The sequence below is a fragment of the Streptomyces sp. NPDC047017 genome, from assembly GCF_040644175.1.
Lineage (GTDB): Bacteria > Actinomycetota > Actinomycetes > Streptomycetales > Streptomycetaceae > Streptomyces.
Window position 1 is genome coordinate 46,659 of the sequence record NZ_JBEYVW010000027.1, and the last position, 20,221, is coordinate 66,879.

The following is a 20,221-nucleotide window of genomic DNA, read 5'->3' on the forward strand; positions in this document are numbered from 1 at the left end:
AAGGCCCGCGTCCGTCGCCGGATGCGGGCCTTCCTTGCTGCGGTCCTGACGGGATTTGCTGTGTCCGATCGCGGCTCCGCCGCGGGCGCGGCCTCCACCGTGGAGGGACGGCTGTACGAGAAAGGCCCGCTTCTGCTACCAGAAGCGGGCCTTCCTTGCTGCGGTCCTGACGGGATTTGAACCCGCGGCCTCCACCTTGACAGGGTGGCGAGCACTCCAAACTGCTCCACAGGACCAGGTTTCGCGGCGCTTGATCTCTCGTTGCGCTGCGAGATGAGACTCTACAGGAGGCGGGCCGCCTGGTCGAACTCACTTGGTGTGCCCGTCCCGTCACGCGCTCAGGAGCGGGACGGGACCGCCGCGTCGATCGCCTTCACGATCCGCTTGTCGGAGACCGGGTAGGCCGTGCCCAGCGCGTGGGCGAAGTAGCTGACCCGCAACTCCTCGATCATCCAGCGGATGTCCCGCACCTGCTGCGGCACCGGCCGGCCCTGCGGCAGCTGCTCCAGGAGCCACGCGTACTCGTCGCGCATCTCCTGGACCTTCTCCATCCGCGTGGTGTCGCGCTGGACGCCGGTCGGCATCTGCTGCAGGCGGCGGTCGGCGGCGACCAGATAGCGCATCAGGTCGGGCAGCCGCCGTATCCCCGCCCCGGTGACGAAACCGGGCTTGACCAGCGCGTCCAACTGCTGCCGCACATCCGCCAGGTTGGCCAGCAGCGCGGGGCTGCGCACGCCCTTGAGCCGGCGCTCGCAGGCCTGCCAGGCGGCCAGCACCTGCTGCACCTGGCCCACCGTCCGCACGGTCAGGTCCACGATCTCGGCGCGCACCTTGTCGTACAGCTTCCGGTACGACTCCTCGTCCCAGGCCGGGCCGCCGAAGTCCGCGATCAGCCGGTCCGCCGCCGCCATGGCGCAGTCGTCGAAGAGCGCCTGGATCGAGCCGTGCGGATTGGCGGACAGCCCCAGCTTCTGCTGGTTCGTCAGCTTCTCGGAGGCGAACTTGGCCGGGCTGACCGGGATGTTGCGCAGGATCAGCCGCCGGGTGCCCCGCCACATCGCCTCGGCCTGCTCGGCCTCGCTGTCGAAGAGCCGTACCGAGACCGTGTCCGCCGCCGGGCCGTCGTCGACGAGCGCCGGGTAGGCCTTGACCGGCTGGCCGGCCCGGCGGGTCTCGAAGACCCGGCTGAGCGAGCCGATCGTCCAGTCGGTCAGCCCGGTGCGCTCCAGCGACTCGCCGCCGCTGCGCTCGGCGGTCGCCGCTGCGGCCTGGGACAGGGCCTGGCGCGCCTTCGGCCGGAGCTTCAGCTTGAGGGCTTCGAGGTCCTTGTCCTCGGCGAGCTTGCGGCGCCGCTCGTCGACGATCCGGAAGGTGATCTTCAGATGGTCGGGGACCCGGGACCAGTCGAAGTCCTCGGCCTCGAAGGGCACGCCGACCATGCGTTTCAGCTCGCGCGCCATGGTCGTGGCCAGCGGCTCCTGGAGCGGGACCGCCCGGTCCAGGAACGCCTTGGCGTAGTTCGGCGCGGGCACGTAGTGGCGCCGGATCGGCTTGGGCAGCGAGCGGATCAGCTCGGTGACGACCTCCGCGCGCAGTCCCGGGATCTGCCAGTCGAAGCCCTCGTCGGTGACCTGGTTGAGCACCTGGAGCGGGATGTGCACGGTCACGCCGTCCGCGTCCGCGCCCGGCTCGAACTGGTACGTCACCCGGAATTTCAGGTTGCCCTGCCGCCAGGAGTCCGGGTAGTCGGCCTTGGTGACCGCCTCCGCCGACTCCCGGATGAGCATCTCCCGCTCGAAGTCCAGGAAGTCGGGCTGCTCGGTGCGCTTCCGCTTCCACCAGGAGTCGAAGTGCGCGCCGGAGACGACGTGCTCGGGCACCCGCTGGTCGTAGAAGTCGTACAGCGTCTCGTCGTCGACCACGATGTCCCGGCGCCGCGCCCGGTGCTCCAGCTCCTCCACCTCGCTGAGCAGCCGGCGGTTGTCGGCGAAGAACTTGTGGTGCGTGCGCCAGTCGCCCTCGACCAGCGCGTTGCGGATGAAAAGCTCCCGGCTGACCTCCGGGTCGACCCGCCCGTAGTTCACCTTGCGCTGGGCCACGATCGGCACGCCGTACAGCGTGACCTTCTCGTACGCCATCACCGCGGCCTGGTCCTTCTCCCAGTGCGGTTCGCTGTAGGTGCGCTTGAGCAGATGGCCGGCCAGCGGTTCGACCCACTCGGGCTCGATCTTCGCGTTGACCCGCGCCCACAGCCGGCTCGTCTCCACCAGCTCCGCCGACATCACGAACCGCGGCGGCTTCTTGAACAGCGCCGAGCCGGGGAAGATCGCGAACTTGGCGTTGCGGGCGCCCAGGTACTCGCCCCGGCCGCCGCCGTCCCTGCGGCCCTGCTGCTGGCCGGAGTCCTTGGACTCCTTCACGTCCTTCATGCCGATGTGCGAGAGCAGGCCGGCGAGCAGGGAGATGTGGACGCGGTCGCCGGGGGCATCCCCGTCGTCGATGCGGATGCCCATCTGCTTGGCGACCGTGCGCAGCTGGGAGTAGATGTCCTGCCATTCGCGGATGCGCAGGAAGTTCAGGAACTCTTGCTTGCACATGCGCCGGAACGACGAGGAGCCCCGCTCCTTCTGCTGCTCGCGCAGATAGCGCCAGAGGTTGAGGAAGGCGAGGAAGTCGCTGCTCTCGTCCCGGAACCGGGCGTGCTGCTGGTCGGCCTGGGTCTGCTTGTCGGCGGGCCGCTCGCGGGGGTCCTGGATGGACAGCGCCGCCGCGATCACCATGACCTCGCGCGCGCAGCCGTTCTGGTCCGCCTCCAGGACCATCCGGGCCAGCCGGGGGTCCACGGGCAGCTGGGCGAGCTTGCGGCCGGTCTCGGTGAGCCGCTTGCGCGGGTCCTTCTGCTCGGGGTCGAGCGCGCCCAGCTCCTGGAGCAGTTGCACGCCGTCGCGGATGTTGCGGTGGTCCGGCGGGTCGATGAACGGGAACTTCTCGATGTCCCCGAGGCCGGCCGCGGTCATCTGGAGGATGACGGAGGCCAGGTTGGTACGCAGGATCTCCGCGTCCGTGAACTCCGGCCGGGCCAGGAAGTCGTCCTCGCTGTAGAGCCGGATACAGACACCGTCGGAGGTACGGCCGCAGCGGCCCTTGCGCTGGTTGGCGCTGGCCTGCGAGACCGGCTCGATGGGCAGCCGCTGCACCTTGGTGCGGTGGCTGTAGCGGGAGATCCGGGCGAAGCCGGGGTCGATGACGTACTTGATGCCGGGGACGGTCAGAGACGTCTCGGCGACGTTGGTGGCCAGCACGATCCGGCGGCCGGTGTGCGGCTGGAAGACCCGGTGCTGCTCGGCGTGCGAGAGCCGCGCGTACAGCGGCAGCACTTCTGTGCTCTGCCCATCAGCGCCTCCGGCGCGGGGGTACTGCTTCTTGGTGAGCGCGTCCGCGGTGTCGCGGATCTCCCGCTCCCCGGAGAGGAAGACCAGGATGTCCCCGGAGCCCTCGCCCATCAGTTCCTCGACGGCGTCGGTGATCGCGGTGATCTGGTCCCGGTCGGCGTCCTCGGAGTCCTCCTCCAGGAGCGGCCGGTAGCGCACCTCCACGGGGTACGTCCGCCCGCTGACCTCGACGATCGGGGCGTCGCCGAAGTGCCGGGAGAAGCGCTCGGGGTCGATGGTGGCCGAGGTGATGACGACCTTGAGGTCGGGCCGCTTGGGCAGCAGCTGCGCCAGGTAGCCGAGCAGGAAGTCGATGTTCAGGGACCGCTCGTGGGCCTCGTCGATGATGATCGTGTCGTAGGCGCGCAGCTCGCGGTCGGTCTGGATCTCGGCGAGCAGGATGCCGTCCGTCATCAGCTTGACGAAGGTGGCCTCCGGGTCGACCTGGTCGGTGAACCGCACCTTCCAGCCGACGGCCTCGCCGAGCGGGGTGTCCAGCTCCTCGGCGATCCGCTCGGCGACCGTGCGGGCCGCGATCCGGCGGGGCTGGGTGTGCCCGATCATGCCGCGCACGCCCCGGCCCAGCTCCATGCAGATCTTGGGGATCTGCGTGGTCTTCCCGGAGCCGGTCTCGCCGGCCACGATGACGACCTGGTGATCGCGGATGGCCGCCGCGATCTCGTCCTTCTTCTGGCTGACCGGCAGCTGCTCGGGGTAGCCGATGGCGGGCACACGGGAGCGCCGGGCGGCCATGCGCTCCGCGGCCCGGTCGGCCTCCGCCTCGATCTCGGCGAGGACGGCGGCCCGGGCCTCCGGCTTACGGATCTTGCGCGCGCCTTCGAGCCTGCGTCCGAGCCGGTGCGCGTCGCGCAGCGACAGCTCGGCCAGACGGGAGGCGAGGGCGCCCAGGGCGGGGGCGGGGTGCGTAGACATACGCGATCCAGGATCTCACCTCGGTGAAATCCGGCGCGAATGATTTGCCGGTGGCTGAGACGAGAACACCCCCTCCGGAAGCTTCCGGAGGGGGTGCGGGCCCTGGTGAGGGCGGTGGTGGCTGGGGCCGGGGTCGAACCGGCGACCTATCGCTTTTCAGGCGATCGCTCGTACCAACTGAGCTACCCAGCCACGAGGTTTCACGTGAAACCTCAGCGGTCCTGACGGGATTTGAACCCGCGGCCTCCACCTTGACAGGGTGGCGAGCACTCCAAACTGCTCCACAGGACCTTGTGGCGCGCTGTGCGAACCGACGAACGTAAGTGTCGCACACCGTACTGCGTGCCCCCAACGGGATTCGAACCCGTGCTACCGCCTTGAAAGGGCGGCGTCCTAGGCCGCTAGACGATGAGGGCTATCGGCCCGCCTGGGCGCTTCTCAGCGCGTCGGGGACGTGAGAAGCATATGGGATGGCGGGGGGTATCGCCAAAACCGTTTCCGCCCGGGGGCGCGGCGGGGTGCCGCGCGCACGGCGGGAGCCTCCGGGGGGCCGGTGCCGGACAATGGGGCTGTGCTGGAGATGACGCGCGAGGAGTTCGAGGAACTGGTCGCCGAGGCCCTCGACCGGATCCCGCCGGAGCTGACGCGGCTGATGGACAACGTCGCGGTGTTCGTCGAGGACGAGCCGCCCGCCGGTGACCCCGGGCTGCTCGGGCTGTACGAGGGCACCCCGCTGACGGAGCGCGGGGAGTGGTACGCGGGGGTGCTGCCCGACCGGATCACGGTCTACCGCGGGCCGACGCTGCGGATGTGCGAGACGCGCGAGGACGTGGTCGCGGAGACGGAGGTCACCGTGGTGCACGAGATCGCCCACCACTTCGGGATCGATGACACCCGGCTGCACGCCCTGGGCTACGGCTGACGATCCGGGTGCCGCCCGGGTCCTCGGCGTGTCCTCTTGCGGGCGCGGGGAGTTGGGCACGGCGACGTCGTCCTCCCGGAGGTGGCTCCCGTGCGCCCCTTGTACGTATCCGTCCGTCTCGTCGCCGCGGCCGCCGCCCTCACGGCCGCCACGGGCTGCATGAGCGTGGGGGAGGCCGCCGACGACGGCGGCGGCCGGCCCGCGCACTCCGCCGGGCCGGACGGCGGCCACGGCTCAGGCGGCGGCCCGGTGGTGTCCGGGGGCGCGGCGGGGCGGGCCGGGCTCCCGGGCGACGGCAAGCACGGGCGCGGCGGCAAGGACGGCGGCGCCGGATCGCCGTCCGCGCCGGGGGCCTCGTCCCCCGCGCCGAGCGGCTCCTCGGGTACGCCGGGGAAGCGGGGGACACCGCCGAAGGCGGGCGAGCCGACGCCGACGGAGGCCGTGCCGGTGCCGCCGCGCACCACCGCCCCGGTCGATCCGCCGCCGGTGACCACGCCCCCCGCCCCGGCCTCGCCGGACCCGACGCAGGCCGAGCCGTCGTCCTCGGCGCACGACGGGACGGGACCGCAGCTGACGCAGATGGAGCAGCTGGGCCGGGCCGCGCGCTGGGAGCAGCCGGCGCCGGAGTCGGACCGGCTGGAGAAGTGGCGTGCTGGTGTGGGCGCCTGACCTGCGGATACGGTGCCGGTTTGCCTTCGGGGGTGGAGGGTGCGTATGGTGGTAGATCGTTTGATCCCATTTGCCCGGCGCCCCCGAAGAGCGCGCCGTGTGGCGCGTACTCTCCCTTGCCGTGGCGGACCGCATCGAGGCGGTCGTGGTGCGAAACACGGAGTTGACGGGCGCGTGCCGACGAGACTCCGGAAGGTTTCGCATTCGCATGTCCATTGCCAGTACTGATCACGTCGTCGTGCCCGAGAGCACCGAGGACACCCTCGAAGGCCACGAGACCGCCCAGCAGGGCGAGACCTCGCAGGCTCCCGAGACCCCCGAGGCTCCCGAGGCCCCCGAGCTGACCTTCGCCGACCTCGGCCTGCCCGAGGGCGTCGTGCGCAAGCTCGCGCAGAACGGCGTGACCACCCCCTTCCCGATCCAGGCCGCGACCATCCCGGACGCCCTGGCCGGCAAGGACATCCTGGGCCGGGGCCGCACCGGCTCCGGCAAGACCCTCTCCTTCGGCCTGCCGACCCTGGCCACCCTGGCCGGCGGCCGCACCCAGAAGCACAAGCCGCGCGCCGTCATCCTCACCCCGACCCGCGAGCTGGCGATGCAGGTCGCCGACGCGCTCCAGCCCTACGGCGACGTCGTCGGCCTGAAGATGAAGGTCGTCTGCGGCGGTACCTCCATGGGCAACCAGATCTACGCCCTGGAGAAGGGCGTCGACATCCTCGTCGCCACCCCGGGCCGGCTGCGCGACATCATCAACCGCGGCGCCTGCTCGCTGGAGGACGTGAAGATCGCCGTCCTCGACGAGGCCGACCAGATGTCCGACCTGGGCTTCCTGCCCGAGGTCACCGAGCTGCTCGACCAGGTCCCCGCGGGCGGCCAGCGGATGCTCTTCTCCGCCACCATGGAGAACGAGATCAAGACCCTCGTCGACCGCTACCTCACCGACCCGGTGAGCCACGAGGTCGACGCGGCGCAGGGCGCGGTGACGACCATGTCGCACCACATCCTCATCGTGAAGCCCAAGGACAAGGCGCCGGTCACCTCGGCCATCGCCTCCCGCAAGGGCCGCACCATCATCTTCGTGCGCACCCAGCTCGGCGCCGACCGCGTGGCCGAGCAGCTGCGCGACGCCGGTGCGAAGGCGGACGCGCTGCACGGCGGCATGACCCAGGGCGCCCGCACCCGCACCCTGGCCGACTTCAAGGACGGGTACGTCAACGTCCTGGTCGCCACCGACGTCGCCGCGCGCGGCATCCACGTCGACGGCATCGACCTCGTGCTGAACGTCGACCCGGCCGGCGACCACAAGGACTACCTGCACCGCGCGGGGCGCACGGCCCGCGCGGGCCGCACCGGCACCGTGGTCTCCCTGTCCCTGCCGCACCAGCGCCGCCAGATCTTCCGCCTCATGGAGGACGCGGGCGTCGACGCCTCGCGCCACATCATCCAGGGCGGCGCGGCCTTCGACCCGGAGGTCGCCGAGATCACCGGCGCCCGGTCGATGACCGAGGTGCAGGCCGAGTCCGCGGGCAACGCGGCCGAGCAGGCCGAGCGCGAGGTCGCCCACCTGACCAAGCAGCTGGAGCGTGCGCAGCGGCGCGCGAGCGAGCTGCGCGAGGAGTCCGACCGGCTGGTCGCCCGGGCCGCCCGCGAGCGCGGCGAGGACCCGGAGGCCGCGGTGACCGAGGCGCAGGCGGTCGTCGAGCAGGCGGCCGAGGTGTCGGTGCCGGAGCAGCCGGCGGCGCAGGACGTCGACCGCGCGGACCGTACCGAGCGCGTCGAGCGGACCGAGCGCACCGAGCGGTCCGAGCGGTTCGGCCGCGAGGAGCGTCCGGCGGCTTCGTCGTCGTACGAGCGCCGGGAGCGGCGGGACGACCGGGGCGGGCGTTCGTTCGACCGGGACCGTTCCTTCGACCGCGAGCGTTCTTTCGACCGTGACCGGGACCGTGATCGCGGTGGCCGTTCCTTCGAGCGCCGTGACGACCGGGGCGGCTTCAACCGGGACCGTGACCGTGACCGCGCTCCCCGTTCCTTCGACCGCCGTGACGACCGCGGTGGCCGTGGCTTCGACCGGGAGCGCGACAACCGGGACCGCGGCGGCTTCCGCCGGGACGACCGGGGCGAGCGTTCCTTCGACCGGGACCGTGACCGCGGTGGCCGTTCCTTCGAGCGCCGCGACGACCGGGGCGGCTTCAACCGCGACCGGGACCGCGACAACCGTGACCGCGCTCCCCGTTCCTTCGAGCGCCGTGACGACCGGGGCGGTTTCCGCCGCGACGACCGTCCGGCGCGGCGCGACGAGCGCGGCGGGCACCGCGGCAGCGACCGTCCGTTCAACCGCGACCGCCAGGGCGGCGACCGTCCCGGCTTCCGCACCGGCGGCCACGAGCGCCCCTACGGCCGCCGTGACGACCACCGCGGCGGCGGCTCCTTCGGCCGCCGCGAGGACAAGCCGCGCTGGAAGCGCAACGGCTGACATCCGGTGAGGTCACCGGGTGACCTCACCCGGTGAGGTGACCGCCCGGTGACCAGGAGGGCCCGTACGACATCCGTCGTGCGGGCCCTTTTCCGTCACCGGGCGGCGCATGTCACGGCTCCGCCCAGGGAATTGCTGGGGGCATGACAGATGACGCCAGAGTGACCAGGGAGAACAGGGAGGGCGGGCTGTCGGACGAGGAGCGGCTGGCCCAGCTCGGCTACACGCAGGTCCTCGCCCGCCGCATGTCGGCGTTCGCCAACTACGCGGTCTCCTTCACGATCATCTCCGTGCTGTCCGGCTGCCTGACGCTCTACCTCTTCGGGATGAACACCGGCGGCCCCGCCGTGATCACCTGGGGCTGGGTGGGCGTGGGCCTGATGACGCTGGTCGTCGGCCTGTCGATGGCCGAGATCTGCTCGGCGTACCCGACCTCCGCCGGCCTCTACTTCTGGGCCCACCGGCTGGCGCCGCCGCGCTCGGCCGCCGCGTGGGCCTGGTTCACGGGCTGGTTCAACGTGCTGGGCCAGGTGGCGGTGACGGCCGGGGTCGACTTCGGCGCCGCCTCCTTCCTGGGCGCCTATCTGAACCTCCAGTTCGGCTTCGAGGTCACCCCCGGCCGCACGGTCCTGCTCTTCGCCGCGATCCTGGTCCTGCACGGCCTGCTGAACACCTTCGGCGTGCGCATCGTCGCCTTCCTCAACAGCGTCAGCGTGTGGTGGCACGTCCTCGGGGTCGCCGTCATCGTGGCCGCGCTGGCCTTCGTACCGGACCACCACCGCTCCACGTCCTTCGTCCTCACCCACTTCGTGAACAACACCGGCTGGGGCAGCGGGACGTACGTCGTCCTGCTCGGCCTGCTGATGGCGCAGTACACCTTCACCGGCTACGACGCCTCCGCCCACATGACCGAGGAGACCCACGACGCCTCCACGGCCGGGCCCAAGGGCATCGTCCGTTCCATCTGGACCTCCTGGATCGCCGGTCTCGTGCTGCTGCTCGGCTTCACCTACGCCATCCAGGACTACGGCAAGGAGCTGGCCTCCCCGACCGGCGCGCCGCCCGCGCAGATCCTGCTCGACGCGCTCGGCGCGACGGCGGGCAAGCTGCTGCTGCTCGTGGTGATCGGCGCGCAACTGTTCTGCGGCATGGCCTCGGTGACCGCCAACAGCCGCATGATCTACGCCTTCTCCCGCGACGGCGCGCTGCCCTTCTCGCACCTCTGGCACACGGTCGGCCCGCGCACCCGCACCCCGGTCGCGGCGGTGTGGCTGGCCGCGCTCGGCGCCCTGGTCCTCGGTCTGCCGTACCTCATCAACGAGACCGCGTACGCCGCCGTGACCTCGATCGCGGTGATCGGCCTCTACATCGCCTACGTCATCCCCACCCTGCTGCGGGTGCGCAAGGGCGACGCCTTCGACCGCGGCCCCTGGCACCTGGGCCGCTGGTCCCGGCCGATCGGGATCGTGGCGGTGACCTGGGTCGGCGTCATCACCGTCCTCTTCATGCTGCCCCAGGTCTCCCCGGTCACCTGGGAGACCTTCAACTACGCCCCGGTCGCCGTCCTGGTCGTCCTCGGCTTCGCCGCCGTCTGGTGGCTGGTCTCGGCCCGCCACTGGTTCCTCGACCCCTCCCACGAACGCACCCGCTCCCGCCGCCCCGGAACACCCGCCCCGGCCGCCGGACGAGCGGACCCCTGACCCGGCCGCGCACCCCGCGCACCCCGCTCGCTCCGCGTGCCTCCCCGATACCCGATCGGCGTCGCGGCCTCCTCGGGCTATGCTCGGGGAGGCAACACCGCCTGGGCCCTTAGCTCAATTGGCAGAGCAGTGGACTTTTAATCCATTGGTTGTGGGTTCGAGTCCCACAGGGCCTACCGAACGAGCCCCAGGCCGGACACCTCCCGGCCTGGGGCTCGGTGCGTCCCCGTCAGCTCCCGTACCGCGGCCGGGCGGTACGTTCCCGGCGGCGTCCCGCGTCCCCCGTGGCGGGCCGTGAGCCGGATCACACGGCCTGAGTGCATAGAAGTGCCGCCGCCACTGTCTTTCCTCAAGTGCAAGCGACGGGCGAGGACGGGGACGGGTGCGGATGCGACAGGCTCGGGCGGGTGAGTTCGACGAGTTCGTGGCGGCCCGCTGGTCGGCGCTGCTGCACCTCGCGCGGCTCCTCACCGGCGGCGACCGGCACCGGGCGGAGGACCTCGTGCAGGAGTCCCTGGTCAAGCTCTGGTTCGTCTGGCCGAAGGTGGCCGAGGAGGCCCCGGAGGCGTACGTCCGCACGGTCATGGTCCGGGCGGCGGCGCGTTCGGCGCGGCGGCGCTGGTGGGGTGAGCGCCCCGTCGAGCAGCTGCCCGAGACGCCGGTGACCGGCGATGTGTCGGCGACCGTGGCGGAACGTTCCCGCCTGGAGGCCGCCCTCGCCCTGCTGCCCGCGCGGCAGCGGGCCGCGGTGGTGCTGCGCTACTACCAGGACCTCTCCGAGCGGCAGGTGGCGGACACGCTGGGCTGCCCGGTGGGCACGGCCCGGTCGCACACCGCGCGCGGCGTGGCGCGCCTGCGGCAGCTGCTGGCCGACGCCACCGAGCCGGTGGGGTGAAGGAGAACCCATGGACCACTTCGAACGGCAACTGGCGCGGATGATGCGCGACGCCGAGGAGCACACCGCCTTCGCGCCGCGCCACCGGGAGCGGCTGCGGGACGGGGTCCGGGCCCGCCGCCGGGCCCGGACGGCACAGCGGGCCGTCGGCTCCGCCCTGGCGGTCACCGGACTCGGGCTCGGACTGCTGCTCCTGCCCGGCGCCCGCGTCCACGTCGAGCCGAGCGCGCCCCTGCCGCGGCCCGCGTCGGGCCCGTCCTCCGGCTCGGCCCCCGCCGCGCCGGACACGTCACCGACGCCCGGCCTGTCCCGGAGCGGGACACCGACGTCGGACATCACGCCCCCGCCACCGGCCGGCACGACCTCGCCCGCCCGCACCAAGCCCCCGGAGTCCGGCCGCAGTTCGCACACGGCCCCCCACACCCCGCCCTCGACGACCGCACCACCGCCCAGCGGCTCGACGCCCACCGGCCCGCCGGACTAGCCCGCCTTCCACCTTCCGCCTTCGCTTGCGCTTCCACCACGGAAAGCCGCACGGAAAAGACGGAAGGGTCACACGGAAAAGACGGAAAGACGGAGAGACGGAAAAGGACGACACGTGACAGAGACCGGCGTGGCCGCCGACAGCGCCACCGCCGCCCGTACGCACGCGCCGGGCGCCGTCCGGACCCGCCCGGCGCCGCGTGCCGCGGCCCGCCGCGCGCTGCGCCGCCACGGACCCGTCCTCGCGGCGTACGGCGGCCTGAAGCTCGCGGGCTTCGCCGTCTTCATGTACCTGCTGGACTCGGCCGGGGACTACCGCGCCAAGGCCCCCCGCTTCGGCGGCGGTGCCCACCCGTGGGACGTACTGGCCACCTGGGACGGCTGGTGGTACCAGCAGATCGCCGCCCACGGCTATCACCCGGCGCTCACCCCGGTCCCCGGCGCGACCGGCCTGGGCACCCTGCAGGAGAACTCGGCGGCGTTCTTCCCGCTCTACCCGGCGCTGATGCGGCTGGTCTCCGAGCTGACCGGCCTCGGCCTGTACGGCGCGGGCCTGCTGGTATCCGTCGTGGCGTCGTTCGCCGCCGCGCTCGGCGTCCACGCCGTCGCCGAACGCCTCGGCGGCCGGCGGGCCGGGATCGCCGCGGCCGGGCTGTGGGCGGTGTGGCCGGGTTCCGGCATCGAGTGGGCCGTCTACTCCGACTCCCTCTACGTCGCCCTCGCCGTATGGGCCTGCCACGCCGTCCTGGACCGCCGCTGGCTCACCGCCGGTCTCCTCACCTTTGCCGCCGGGCTCAACCGGCCCACCGCCGTGGCGCTGATCGCCGCCCTGGCCGTGGCCGCGGTGCTCGTGCTGCACCGGCGCCAGGACGGCGTGTGGCGGCCGGTGACCGCGCTGGCCGTGGCCCCGCTCGGGCTGCTCGGCTACCTCGCCTGGGTGGGCCTGCGCATGGGCGAGCTTGGCGGCTACTTCACGCTGCAGCGCGGCGCGTGGGCCCACACGTTCGACTACGGCGAGCAGACGCTCGACGTGCTCACCTCCGTCGCGGTCGGCCACTCCGACTACCTCTTCGCGTACCCGTTCGCGGACATGATCGGCGTCGGTGCCGTCCTGCTCTCCCTCGCGCTGCTCCCGCTGCTGATCCGGCTGCGGCCGCCGGTCACGCTGGTGGTCTACACGGTCGTGACCATGGTCCTGGTCCTCGGCAGCCAGCAGATCTTCGGCAACGTCTCGCGCTATCTGCTCCCCGCCTTCCCGCTCTTCCTGCCGCTCGCCGTCGCCCTGCGCCGGCTGCGGCCGCCCCTGCTGTTCACCCTGCTCGGCATCGCCGCGCTGGCCTCCGGCTCGTACGCGGGGTACGGCCTCTTCGAACTCGGCGTGCCGTGACGGCGGCCCCCGGCCGCCCGGCCGGTCCCCCTTCCCCCGCCCGCCCGGCACTCTCCAGGAACGGACGCCCGATGACCACGAGCCCGCCCACCACCGAACCGTCGGGCACCGCAGCCGAGCCGTCGGGCAACGCGTCGGAACCGTCGGGCAACGCGTCGGAGCCGGCGGGTCCCATAGCCGAGCCGTCGGGCAACGCGTCGGAGCCGTCGGGCCCCATAGCTGAGCCGGCGGACCCCATACCCGGGCCGTCGGGTCCCATAGCCGGGTCATCGGATACCGACGCGGAGCCGCGTGCCGACTCCCGATCCCCCGGCGGCCCGGCAGCGCGGCGGCTGCGCCGCCTCCTCGACCGGCTGACCCCGACCGACCTCCGCGTCCTGCGGCTGTACCTCTTCACCCGGCTGGGACTGTGGCTCATCGCCTACGCCGGTGCCTGGCTGGCCCCGACCGGTCCCGACGCCAGGACCCCCGCTCCCTGGCTGTCCCGCTGGGAGCAGTGGGACTGGGTCCACTACCAGCACATAGCCCAGTACGGCTACTTCGCCCCGTTCCCCGGCATCGACACCCCGCACGACAACCGCGTGGCCTTCTTCCCGGGCTTCCCGCTCGTGCTGCGCGCGGTGCACACCCTCGTCCCCGACTGGACCGCCGCCGGACTGCTGGTCTCGCTGGTGAGCGGTGCCGTGGCCGTGGTGGCCCTGGCCCGGATCGCCGGGCTCGGCCGGCCGGACGGTGACGCGGCCGGGCGGCTCGCCGGAGCCTTCCTGCTGTGCTCGCCCGCCGCGGTGTTCCTCGCCGCCGGCTACACCGAGTCGCTCTTCCTCGCCTTCGCGCTGCCGGCCTGGCTCGCCGCGAAACACCGCAACTGGCCGCTGGCCGGCCTGCTCACCGCCGCCGCCACCACGGTCCGGATCAGCGGCCTGTTCCTGGCCGCCGCGATCGCGGCCGAACTCCTGCTCGCCCTTCGCACCCCGGACCGCCCGGACGACGACGATCCCTCCGCACCCACCCCCACCCCGGCCCCCGTGCGCGGCTCCGCGCTCCGGTGGCTGCGCCCGCTGGGCTGGTGCCTGCTGCCGGCCGTGCCCGCCGCCGCGTACACCGTCTATCTGCGGGCGCACACCGGTGACTGGATGGCCTGGAAGCACGCCGAGGAACGGGGCTGGTTCCGGGACTTCCACACTCCCGCCGAGGCGTTCCGCCACACCTGGCAGAACGCCTTCGGCCGGCTGCAGAGCCCCGGGTACGCGGTGGAGTTCCAGCTGGAGCTGGCCGCCATGGCGGTCGGGGTGCTGCTCCTTGCCGTGCTGCTGATCCGCCGCCGCTGGCCGGAGGCCCTCTACATCGCGCTCAACCTCTGGGCGCTGGGCACCTCGTACTGGTACCTGTCCATCCCGCGCGCCACCCTGCTGTGGTGGCCGCTGTGGACCGGCCTGGCCCACTGGAGCCTGCGGCGGCGCTGGGTGAAGGAGGCGTACGCCGGTGTGGTGGCGCCGCTGGCGGTGGTGATCGCGGTGCTCTTCACCTCGGGGCGCTGGGCCGGCTGAGCGCGCCGGGCCGCAGGATGGAGGGAGCGGCGGGAGCGCCCGGCCACTCCGGTTCCGTCTCCCCGGAGCGCTCTTCCCCGGATGCGCTTTTCCGGAGCGTTCTCCCTCGGAGTGCCCCTCCGCCGCCCGGAGACCGCCCGCCGCCCAGAGAGAAGTGCGCCCGATGCCCCTCCCGTACGTCCTGCTGTCCGCCGCCGTCTCCCTCGACGGCTGCCTGGACGACACCGGTCCCGACCGCCTCCTGCTGTCCGGCCGGGCCGACTTCGACCGGGTCGACGAGGTACGGGCGTCCGTGGACGCCCTCCTGATCGGGGCCGGCACCCTGCGCGCCGACAACCCGCGGCTGCTGGTCAACTCGCCCGAGCGGCGCGCGGCCCGGGTCGCCGCGGGCCGCCCGGAGTACCCGCTGAAGGTCGCGGTCAGCGCCTCCGGCGAGCTGGACCCGGCCGCGCCCTTCTGGCACACGGGGGGCGAGAAGGTCCTCTACACGACCGACGAGGGCGCGGCGCGGCTGCGCCGGAGGGGCTTCACCGCCCCGACCGATCCGACCGCCCCGACCGATCCGACCGCCCCGACCGATCCGACTGCCCCGACCGATCCGACTGCCCCGACCGATCCGACCGCCCCGACCGATCCGACCGATCCGACCGCACCGACCGCCCCGACCGGTCTGTCAGGTCCGACCGCCTCGACCGCCCCACCTGCCCCGTCCGACACGGCCGCCCCGACCGCCGTCACGGTGGTGGCGCTGGGCCCCGTACTCGACTGGCGGCTACTCCTCGAACATCTGCACGATGCACGCGCGGTGCGCCGGCTCATGGTCGAGGGCGGCGGGACCGTGCACACCCAGCTGCTCCAGCAGCAGCTCGCCGACGAGGTGCAGCTCGCGCTCGCCCCGCTGGTCGTGGGGGAGCCGGGGGCGCCGCGGCTGTTCGGGCCGGGGCGGTACCAGCGCGGCCGGCTGCGGCTGGTGGAGACGCGGCCCGTCGGGGACGTCGTCCTGATGCGCTACGAGCCGACCGCGCCCGGCAGCGGTCCCCTCGCCGTCCCCGCGGACCGGCACTGGCTGCGGATCGCGTGCGAGCTGGCCGAGCGGTGTCCGCCGTCGCGGACCGCGTTCAGCGTGGGCGCGGTGGTGGTCGCCGCCGACGGCACCGAGCTGGCCCGCGGGTACTCACGGGAGGGCGGCGACCCGGTCGTGCACGCCGAGGAGGCGGCGCTGGCCAGGACCGACCCGGCGGACCCGCGGCTGGCGGGGGCCACGGTGTACAGCAGCCTGGAACCGTGCGCCCGCCGCGCCTCCCGCCCGCGCCCGTGCGCCCGGCTGATTCTGGACGCCGGGGTACGGCGGGTGGTCACGGCCTGGCGGGAGCCGGACACGTTCGTGGCGGCCGCCGACGGGGCCGGGATGCTGGCCCACGAGGGCGCGGAGGTCGTCGTCCTGCCGGAGTTCGAGCGGGCGGCCAAGGCGCCGAACCGGCATCTGCCCGGCGCGATGTAGGGCCCGGATAAACGTGTGTGCAGGCCACCCCGGATATGACGTACACTGGTTTCACCGACGCGGGGTGGAGCAGCTCGGTAGCTCGCTGGGCTCATAACCCAGAGGTCGCAGGTTCAAATCCTGTCCCCGCTACTGAAGACTCAGGGCCGGAATCCGATCAAGGATTCCGGCCCTGAGTGTTTTCCGGTGTCCCGGCCGCGATCCCTTCCCGCTCCCTTCCTGCCCTCTCCCCTCGATCGCTGATAACAAATGACATACCGTCAGGTGGGAGCGTTGCCTCATCGGGCCGCGTACGGGGATCGAAGTGGCCGGAAGGGGCGTCAACTCGCCCCGTTTTCTGCACCGGTAAGGCGTACGTCCTGGCCGGAAAGGTTTAATGATCAAGCCCTCCGGCTTGGAATCAGCGCCCCGGGTCTATTAACGTTCGATAACGCAGCGCGGTCGTCCCAGCCGTCACAGAGGCGGCTCCGTGCGCGCGCGCCGAATCCCGCGAGGGAACCGGGGAACCACCAATTTGGGGTGAATCGGGCGTCATCCACCGTGCCCGCACGGTCGGTTGACGCGCGTAGGAGACCTTCCCGCTCCGAACCCGTCAGCTAACCCGGTAGGCGAGACGGAAGGAAAGGAGCACGCCCGCGTGGCGTCCAACCGGCCTGCCCCTGAAGCCCCGTTCGTGCCGAACCAGCGCACCGAGTCCTTCGGTCCCGGTGACCGGCACACCGACGAGGGCCCGTGGGAGGAGTGGAACCCCACCGAGGACTCCCTGCGCCCCGCGCGCGGCCGGCACCGCGTCGCCAAGCAGCGCGGCGGCGGGCTCGCCCGCAGCTCCACCGTCCTCGGCGTCGGCGTCATGGCCGCCGTCGGCGCGGGCGGCATGGCCAGCGCCGACACCGGCAAGCCGCCGGTCGCCATCTCCCTGCCCGACCTGCCCGCCGTCGGTGCCCTGTTCGACGGCTCCGGCGGCCCGCAGGCCCCGCAGGGCTCCGCGACCCCGCTCAGCGACGTCACCGAGACCTCCACCGCCACCGGACGGGCGGCCACCGGCGCGGGCGAGGCGCTGCGCAACCGGATCATGGCCCAGGCCGAACAGCAGCGGCATCATGCCGATGCCGAGGCGCAGGCCGCGGCCGAGGCCGCCGCCGCGAAGCAGGCCGACCGGGCCGCCGCCCGGGCGAAACAGGAGGCCGAGGCCAAGGCCGCCGCCGCGAAGCAGAAGGCGGACGAGGCGGCCCGGCAGAAGGCCGAGGAGGCGCGGCTGGCCGAGCTGGCCAGGCAGTACACGCTGCCGACCTCCTCGTACACCCTCACGTCCACCTTCGGACAGGCCGGCTCCATGTGGTCCTCGGGCCACCACACCGGCCTCGACTTCGCCGCGCCCACCGGCACCCTGATCAAGGCGGTCCACAGCGGCACCGTCACCCAGGCCGGCTGGGCGGGAGCCTACGGCTACCGCACGGTCCTCACCCTCGACGACGGCACCGAGCTGTGGTTCTGCCACCAGTCGTCGCTCAACGTCAGCGCCGGCCAGAAGGTGGGCACGGGCGAGGTCATCGGCCGCGTCGGCGCCACCGGCAACGTCACCGGCCCGCACCTGCACCTGGAGGTCCACCCGGACGGCCAGGCCGCCGGCACCGACCCGATGACCTGGCTGCGGGGCAAGGGCCTCACACCCTGACGTCTCCCGGCCTGACGTCTCCCGGCCACCCGCCTCCCGGCGGGGGAGCGGTCCCGCCGGCCGGGTGGGTTTGCGCAGGCTTTGCCCGCCGGGCCCGGCGGGGCGCGGAATGAGCCGCTCCGCCGTCGTCGTTGATATCGGCATGACTTCTCTACGCAAACTGGGCCCGTCCGACCTCGAAGTCTTCCCGCTCGCCCTCGGCGGCAACGTCTTCGGCTGGACCGCCGACCGCGCGCAGTCCTTCGCCGTCCTGGACGCGTACACGGCCGCCGGCGGGAACTTCGTCGACACCGCCGACTCCTACTCCGCGTGGATCGAGGGCAACCACGGCGGCGAGTCCGAGACGATCATCGGCGAGTGGATCAAGGAGCGCGGCAACCGCTCCGAGGTCGTCATCGCCACCAAGGTCAGCCAGCACCCCGACTTCCAGGGGCTGTCCGCCGCCAACATCAAGGCCGCGGCCGACGCCTCCCTCAAGCGTCTGGGCACCGACCACATCGACCTGTACTACACCCACTTCGACCAGCCGGACGTGCCGGTCGAGGAGATCATCGGCACGCTCGACGAACTGGTGCGGGCGGGCAAGGTGCGGCACATCGCCGCCTCCAACATCTCCGCCGAACGCCTCAAGGCGTCCCTGGACTTCTCCGAGCGCGAGGGCCTGGCCCGGTACGTGGCGCTCCAGCCGCACTACAACCTCGTCTCCCGCGCCACCTACGAGGGCGCGCTGCGGGACCTCGCCGAGCGCACCGGACTGTCCGCGGTGCCGTACTTCGCGCTGGCCTCCGGGTTCCTGACCGGCAAGTACCGGCCCGGGACGACGGTCGACAGCGCCCGCGCCGAGGGTGCCGCCAAGCACTTGGGCACCGAGCGCGGCCAGAAGGTGCTCACCGCCCTCGACGAGGTCGCCCGGGCCCACGACGCCGAGGTGGCCACGGTCGCCCTGGCCTGGCTCGCGGCCCAGCCGACGGTCACCGCCCCGATCGCCTCGGCCCGGACGGTGGAACAGCTCCCGGCCCTGCTGGCCGTGGCGGACCTGCGGCTGACGGACCAGGAGATCGCGACGCTGACCGAGGCGTCGGCCTGAGCTTTCGGGCTTGAGCTTTCGGGCCTGAGCTTTCGGACTTGAGTGCGCCCCTGGCCTTCGGGGGGCGCGCTGCGTGCTCCTGTCCGCTACCGGCCGTGTGTCACGGCTGGGTCCGGTAGGGGGCGGGTGGGCCGTACGGGTGGTGTCCGGGGTACGGCGTCACCGGCCCCGCGGGCCCGAGACCGGGTCCCACGGGGCCCGGTCCGGGGCCGTAGGCCGCCTGCCCGAGCGGCGGGTGTCCGTAGGCGCCGTACATCGGCCAGGGCGCCGCGACGACCCGCACCGGCGGGGCGGTCATCCGGGCCGCGTGCTCCAGGGCGGGCCGCGCCACCTCGCGCCCGCGCCACAGCTCGTGCAGCAGTTCCAGCTCCCGTACGGAGAAGTCGGCCCCGGCGCGGCCCAGGCGCCCCCGGCGGCGCAGGAACGCCAGCGAGGTCGCGTACGCCTCGTACTGGGCGACGGTCCGCGCCGCCGCCTTGCCCAGGTGCCGGGCGGCGTGCTCGCGGGCCATCCGGCGCGCCCGCAGGGAGCCCAGGGCGAACGGCTCGGCGGGCGCCAGCCACCCGGCGGCGGCGTACGCGGGCAGTTCCTCGCGGATCGCCCGCAGCTCGCGCTGCCGGGTCCAGACGACCAGCCAGGTCAGCAGCCCGAAGGCGGGCACCATGAAGCCGCCGTACACCGCGAGGAACCCGAACGGGCCGAAGGTCGAGGAGCCGTTCCACAGGGCGTGCATGCCCATCGCGAGCAGCAGCCCGGCCGGCGGCAGCAGGCAGCGGCGCAGGCGCTGGCGTTCCCCGGACAGCGCGGCGACGCCGAAGCCGATGCCGGTGCAGACGGTGAAGAGCGGATGCGCGAACGGGGACATGACCACGCGCACGAAGAAGGTCGCCGCGGTGACGGAGGCGATGCCCCGGCCGCCGGTCATCTGGTCGGTGCCGAAGGCGGTGCCGAGGTAGAGGATGTTCTCGGTGAAGGCGAAGCCGGTGGCCGTCGTCCCGGCGATCACCACGCCGTCGACGATGCCGGTGAAGTCGCGTCTGCGGAAGAGGAAGAGCAGCAGCACGGCGGCGGCCTTCGAGGACTCCTCCACGATCGGGGCTATCACCGTCGCGCCGAGGGTGTCCGCCCCGGCCGGGTCGGCGGTCGCGGTCGCTATCCACTTGGTCGCGAAGCTGTTGGCGACGATCGCGATCAGTGCCGCCGCGCAGGCGCCCCAGGCGAAGGCGAACAGCATGTTCCGCCAGGGGCCGGGGTCCACCCGGTCCAGCCAGCGGAACGCGGCCCCCAGCAGCGGCACCGGCAGCACGGCCAGGCCCAGCCCGACCAGGAAGCCCTCGGTGCCGGTCTGCCGGCGGACCAGGGCGAGGATGACGAGCCCGGAGAGCGCGAGCAGGGCGGCGAGGGCGCCGTAGCGCACCCAGCGCCGGTGCCACCAGTGCGCGTGCCGCGACCGGCCGCCTGCTCGGGGCGGGGGACCGCTCGGATACGTCGGATACGGGGGACTGGTGGCCACGGCAT

At 72.9% G+C, this 20,221-nt stretch carries 13 protein-coding genes, 6 tRNA genes and 1 riboswitch; of the genes, 13 read left to right on the plus strand and 6 right to left on the minus strand.

What is annotated here, in order from left to right; genetic code table 11:
• Nucleotides 1-161 precede the first annotated feature (161 nt).
• From ABZ858_RS33790 to ABZ858_RS33810, 5 genes are all read right to left on the minus strand, one after another.
• A tRNA-Asp gene (locus tag ABZ858_RS33790) sits at nucleotides 162-236 on the minus strand.
• A gap of 102 nt (nucleotides 237-338) precedes the next feature.
• Nucleotides 339-4,364 (minus strand): ATP-dependent RNA helicase HrpA, encoded by a 4,026-nt coding sequence (gene hrpA / locus ABZ858_RS33795; protein WP_361387568.1) that lies wholly within the window; start codon nucleotides 4,362-4,364, stop codon nucleotides 339-341.
• Between the two features lie 115 nt (nucleotides 4,365-4,479).
• Nucleotides 4,480-4,556, minus strand: a tRNA-Phe gene (locus ABZ858_RS33800).
• Between the two features lie 24 nt (nucleotides 4,557-4,580).
• A tRNA-Asp gene (locus ABZ858_RS33805) sits at nucleotides 4,581-4,655 on the minus strand.
• A 52-nt stretch (nucleotides 4,656-4,707) separates the two neighbouring features.
• A tRNA-Glu gene (locus ABZ858_RS33810) sits at nucleotides 4,708-4,780 on the minus strand.
• A 155-nt stretch (nucleotides 4,781-4,935) separates the two neighbouring features.
• Here ABZ858_RS33810 and ABZ858_RS33815 point away from each other — a divergent pair.
• The 13 genes from ABZ858_RS33815 to ABZ858_RS33875 all read left to right on the plus strand — a co-directional run bounded on the left by ABZ858_RS33815 (nucleotide 4,936) and on the right by ABZ858_RS33875 (nucleotide 18,703).
• Nucleotides 4,936-5,286: a metallopeptidase family protein gene (locus tag ABZ858_RS33815; protein WP_361387571.1), complete on the plus strand. Its 351-nt coding sequence runs from the start codon at nucleotides 4,936-4,938 to the stop codon at nucleotides 5,284-5,286.
• Between the two features lie 90 nt (nucleotides 5,287-5,376).
• Nucleotides 5,377-5,955 (plus strand): hypothetical protein, encoded by a 579-nt coding sequence (locus ABZ858_RS33820; protein WP_361387574.1) that lies wholly within the window; start codon nucleotides 5,377-5,379, stop codon nucleotides 5,953-5,955.
• Nucleotides 5,956-6,163: 208 nt separating this feature from the next.
• On the plus strand, nucleotides 6,164-8,428 hold the full coding sequence (locus ABZ858_RS33825) for a DEAD/DEAH box helicase (protein ID WP_361387577.1): 2,265 nt from the start codon (nucleotides 6,164-6,166) through the stop codon (nucleotides 8,426-8,428).
• Nucleotides 8,429-8,571: 143 nt separating this feature from the next.
• On the plus strand, nucleotides 8,572-10,128 hold the full coding sequence (locus ABZ858_RS33830) for an amino acid permease (protein WP_361387580.1): 1,557 nt from the start codon (nucleotides 8,572-8,574) through the stop codon (nucleotides 10,126-10,128).
• A gap of 103 nt (nucleotides 10,129-10,231) precedes the next feature.
• Nucleotides 10,232-10,304: transfer RNA gene (locus ABZ858_RS33835), tRNA-Lys, on the plus strand.
• A gap of 212 nt (nucleotides 10,305-10,516) precedes the next feature.
• Nucleotides 10,517-11,023: a SigE family RNA polymerase sigma factor gene (locus ABZ858_RS33840; protein ID WP_361387583.1), complete on the plus strand. Its 507-nt coding sequence runs from the start codon at nucleotides 10,517-10,519 to the stop codon at nucleotides 11,021-11,023.
• Between the two features lie 10 nt (nucleotides 11,024-11,033).
• Nucleotides 11,034-11,507 (plus strand): cellulase, encoded by a 474-nt coding sequence (locus ABZ858_RS33845; RefSeq protein WP_361387586.1) that lies wholly within the window; start codon nucleotides 11,034-11,036, stop codon nucleotides 11,505-11,507.
• Between the two features lie 219 nt (nucleotides 11,508-11,726).
• Complete coding sequence (locus ABZ858_RS33850) at nucleotides 11,727-12,893, plus strand: hypothetical protein (RefSeq protein ID WP_361387646.1); 1,167 nt, start codon at nucleotides 11,727-11,729, stop codon at nucleotides 12,891-12,893.
• A 71-nt stretch (nucleotides 12,894-12,964) separates the two neighbouring features.
• Nucleotides 12,965-14,440 (plus strand): mannosyltransferase family protein, encoded by a 1,476-nt coding sequence (locus ABZ858_RS33855; protein WP_361387589.1) that lies wholly within the window; start codon nucleotides 12,965-12,967, stop codon nucleotides 14,438-14,440.
• 163 nt (nucleotides 14,441-14,603) lie between these two features.
• Nucleotides 14,604-15,941 (plus strand): dihydrofolate reductase family protein, encoded by a 1,338-nt coding sequence (locus ABZ858_RS33860; RefSeq protein ID WP_361387592.1) that lies wholly within the window; start codon nucleotides 14,604-14,606, stop codon nucleotides 15,939-15,941.
• A gap of 58 nt (nucleotides 15,942-15,999) precedes the next feature.
• Nucleotides 16,000-16,073: transfer RNA gene (locus ABZ858_RS33865), tRNA-Met, on the plus strand.
• Between the two features lie 336 nt (nucleotides 16,074-16,409).
• A riboswitch (cyclic di-AMP (ydaO/yuaA leader) is annotated at nucleotides 16,410-16,567 on the plus strand.
• Between the two features lie 11 nt (nucleotides 16,568-16,578).
• Nucleotides 16,579-17,616, plus strand: coding sequence for a M23 family metallopeptidase (locus ABZ858_RS33870; RefSeq protein ID WP_361387595.1), 1,038 nt, complete (start codon nucleotides 16,579-16,581; stop codon nucleotides 17,614-17,616).
• A 142-nt stretch (nucleotides 17,617-17,758) separates the two neighbouring features.
• Nucleotides 17,759-18,703 (plus strand): aldo/keto reductase, encoded by a 945-nt coding sequence (locus ABZ858_RS33875; protein ID WP_361387598.1) that lies wholly within the window; start codon nucleotides 17,759-17,761, stop codon nucleotides 18,701-18,703.
• A gap of 100 nt (nucleotides 18,704-18,803) precedes the next feature.
• Here ABZ858_RS33875 and ABZ858_RS33880 read toward each other — a convergent pair whose 3' ends face one another.
• Nucleotides 18,804-20,216, minus strand: coding sequence for a PrsW family intramembrane metalloprotease (locus ABZ858_RS33880; RefSeq protein ID WP_361387601.1), 1,413 nt, complete (start codon nucleotides 20,214-20,216; stop codon nucleotides 18,804-18,806).
• Nucleotides 20,217-20,221: the final 5 nt, after the last annotated feature.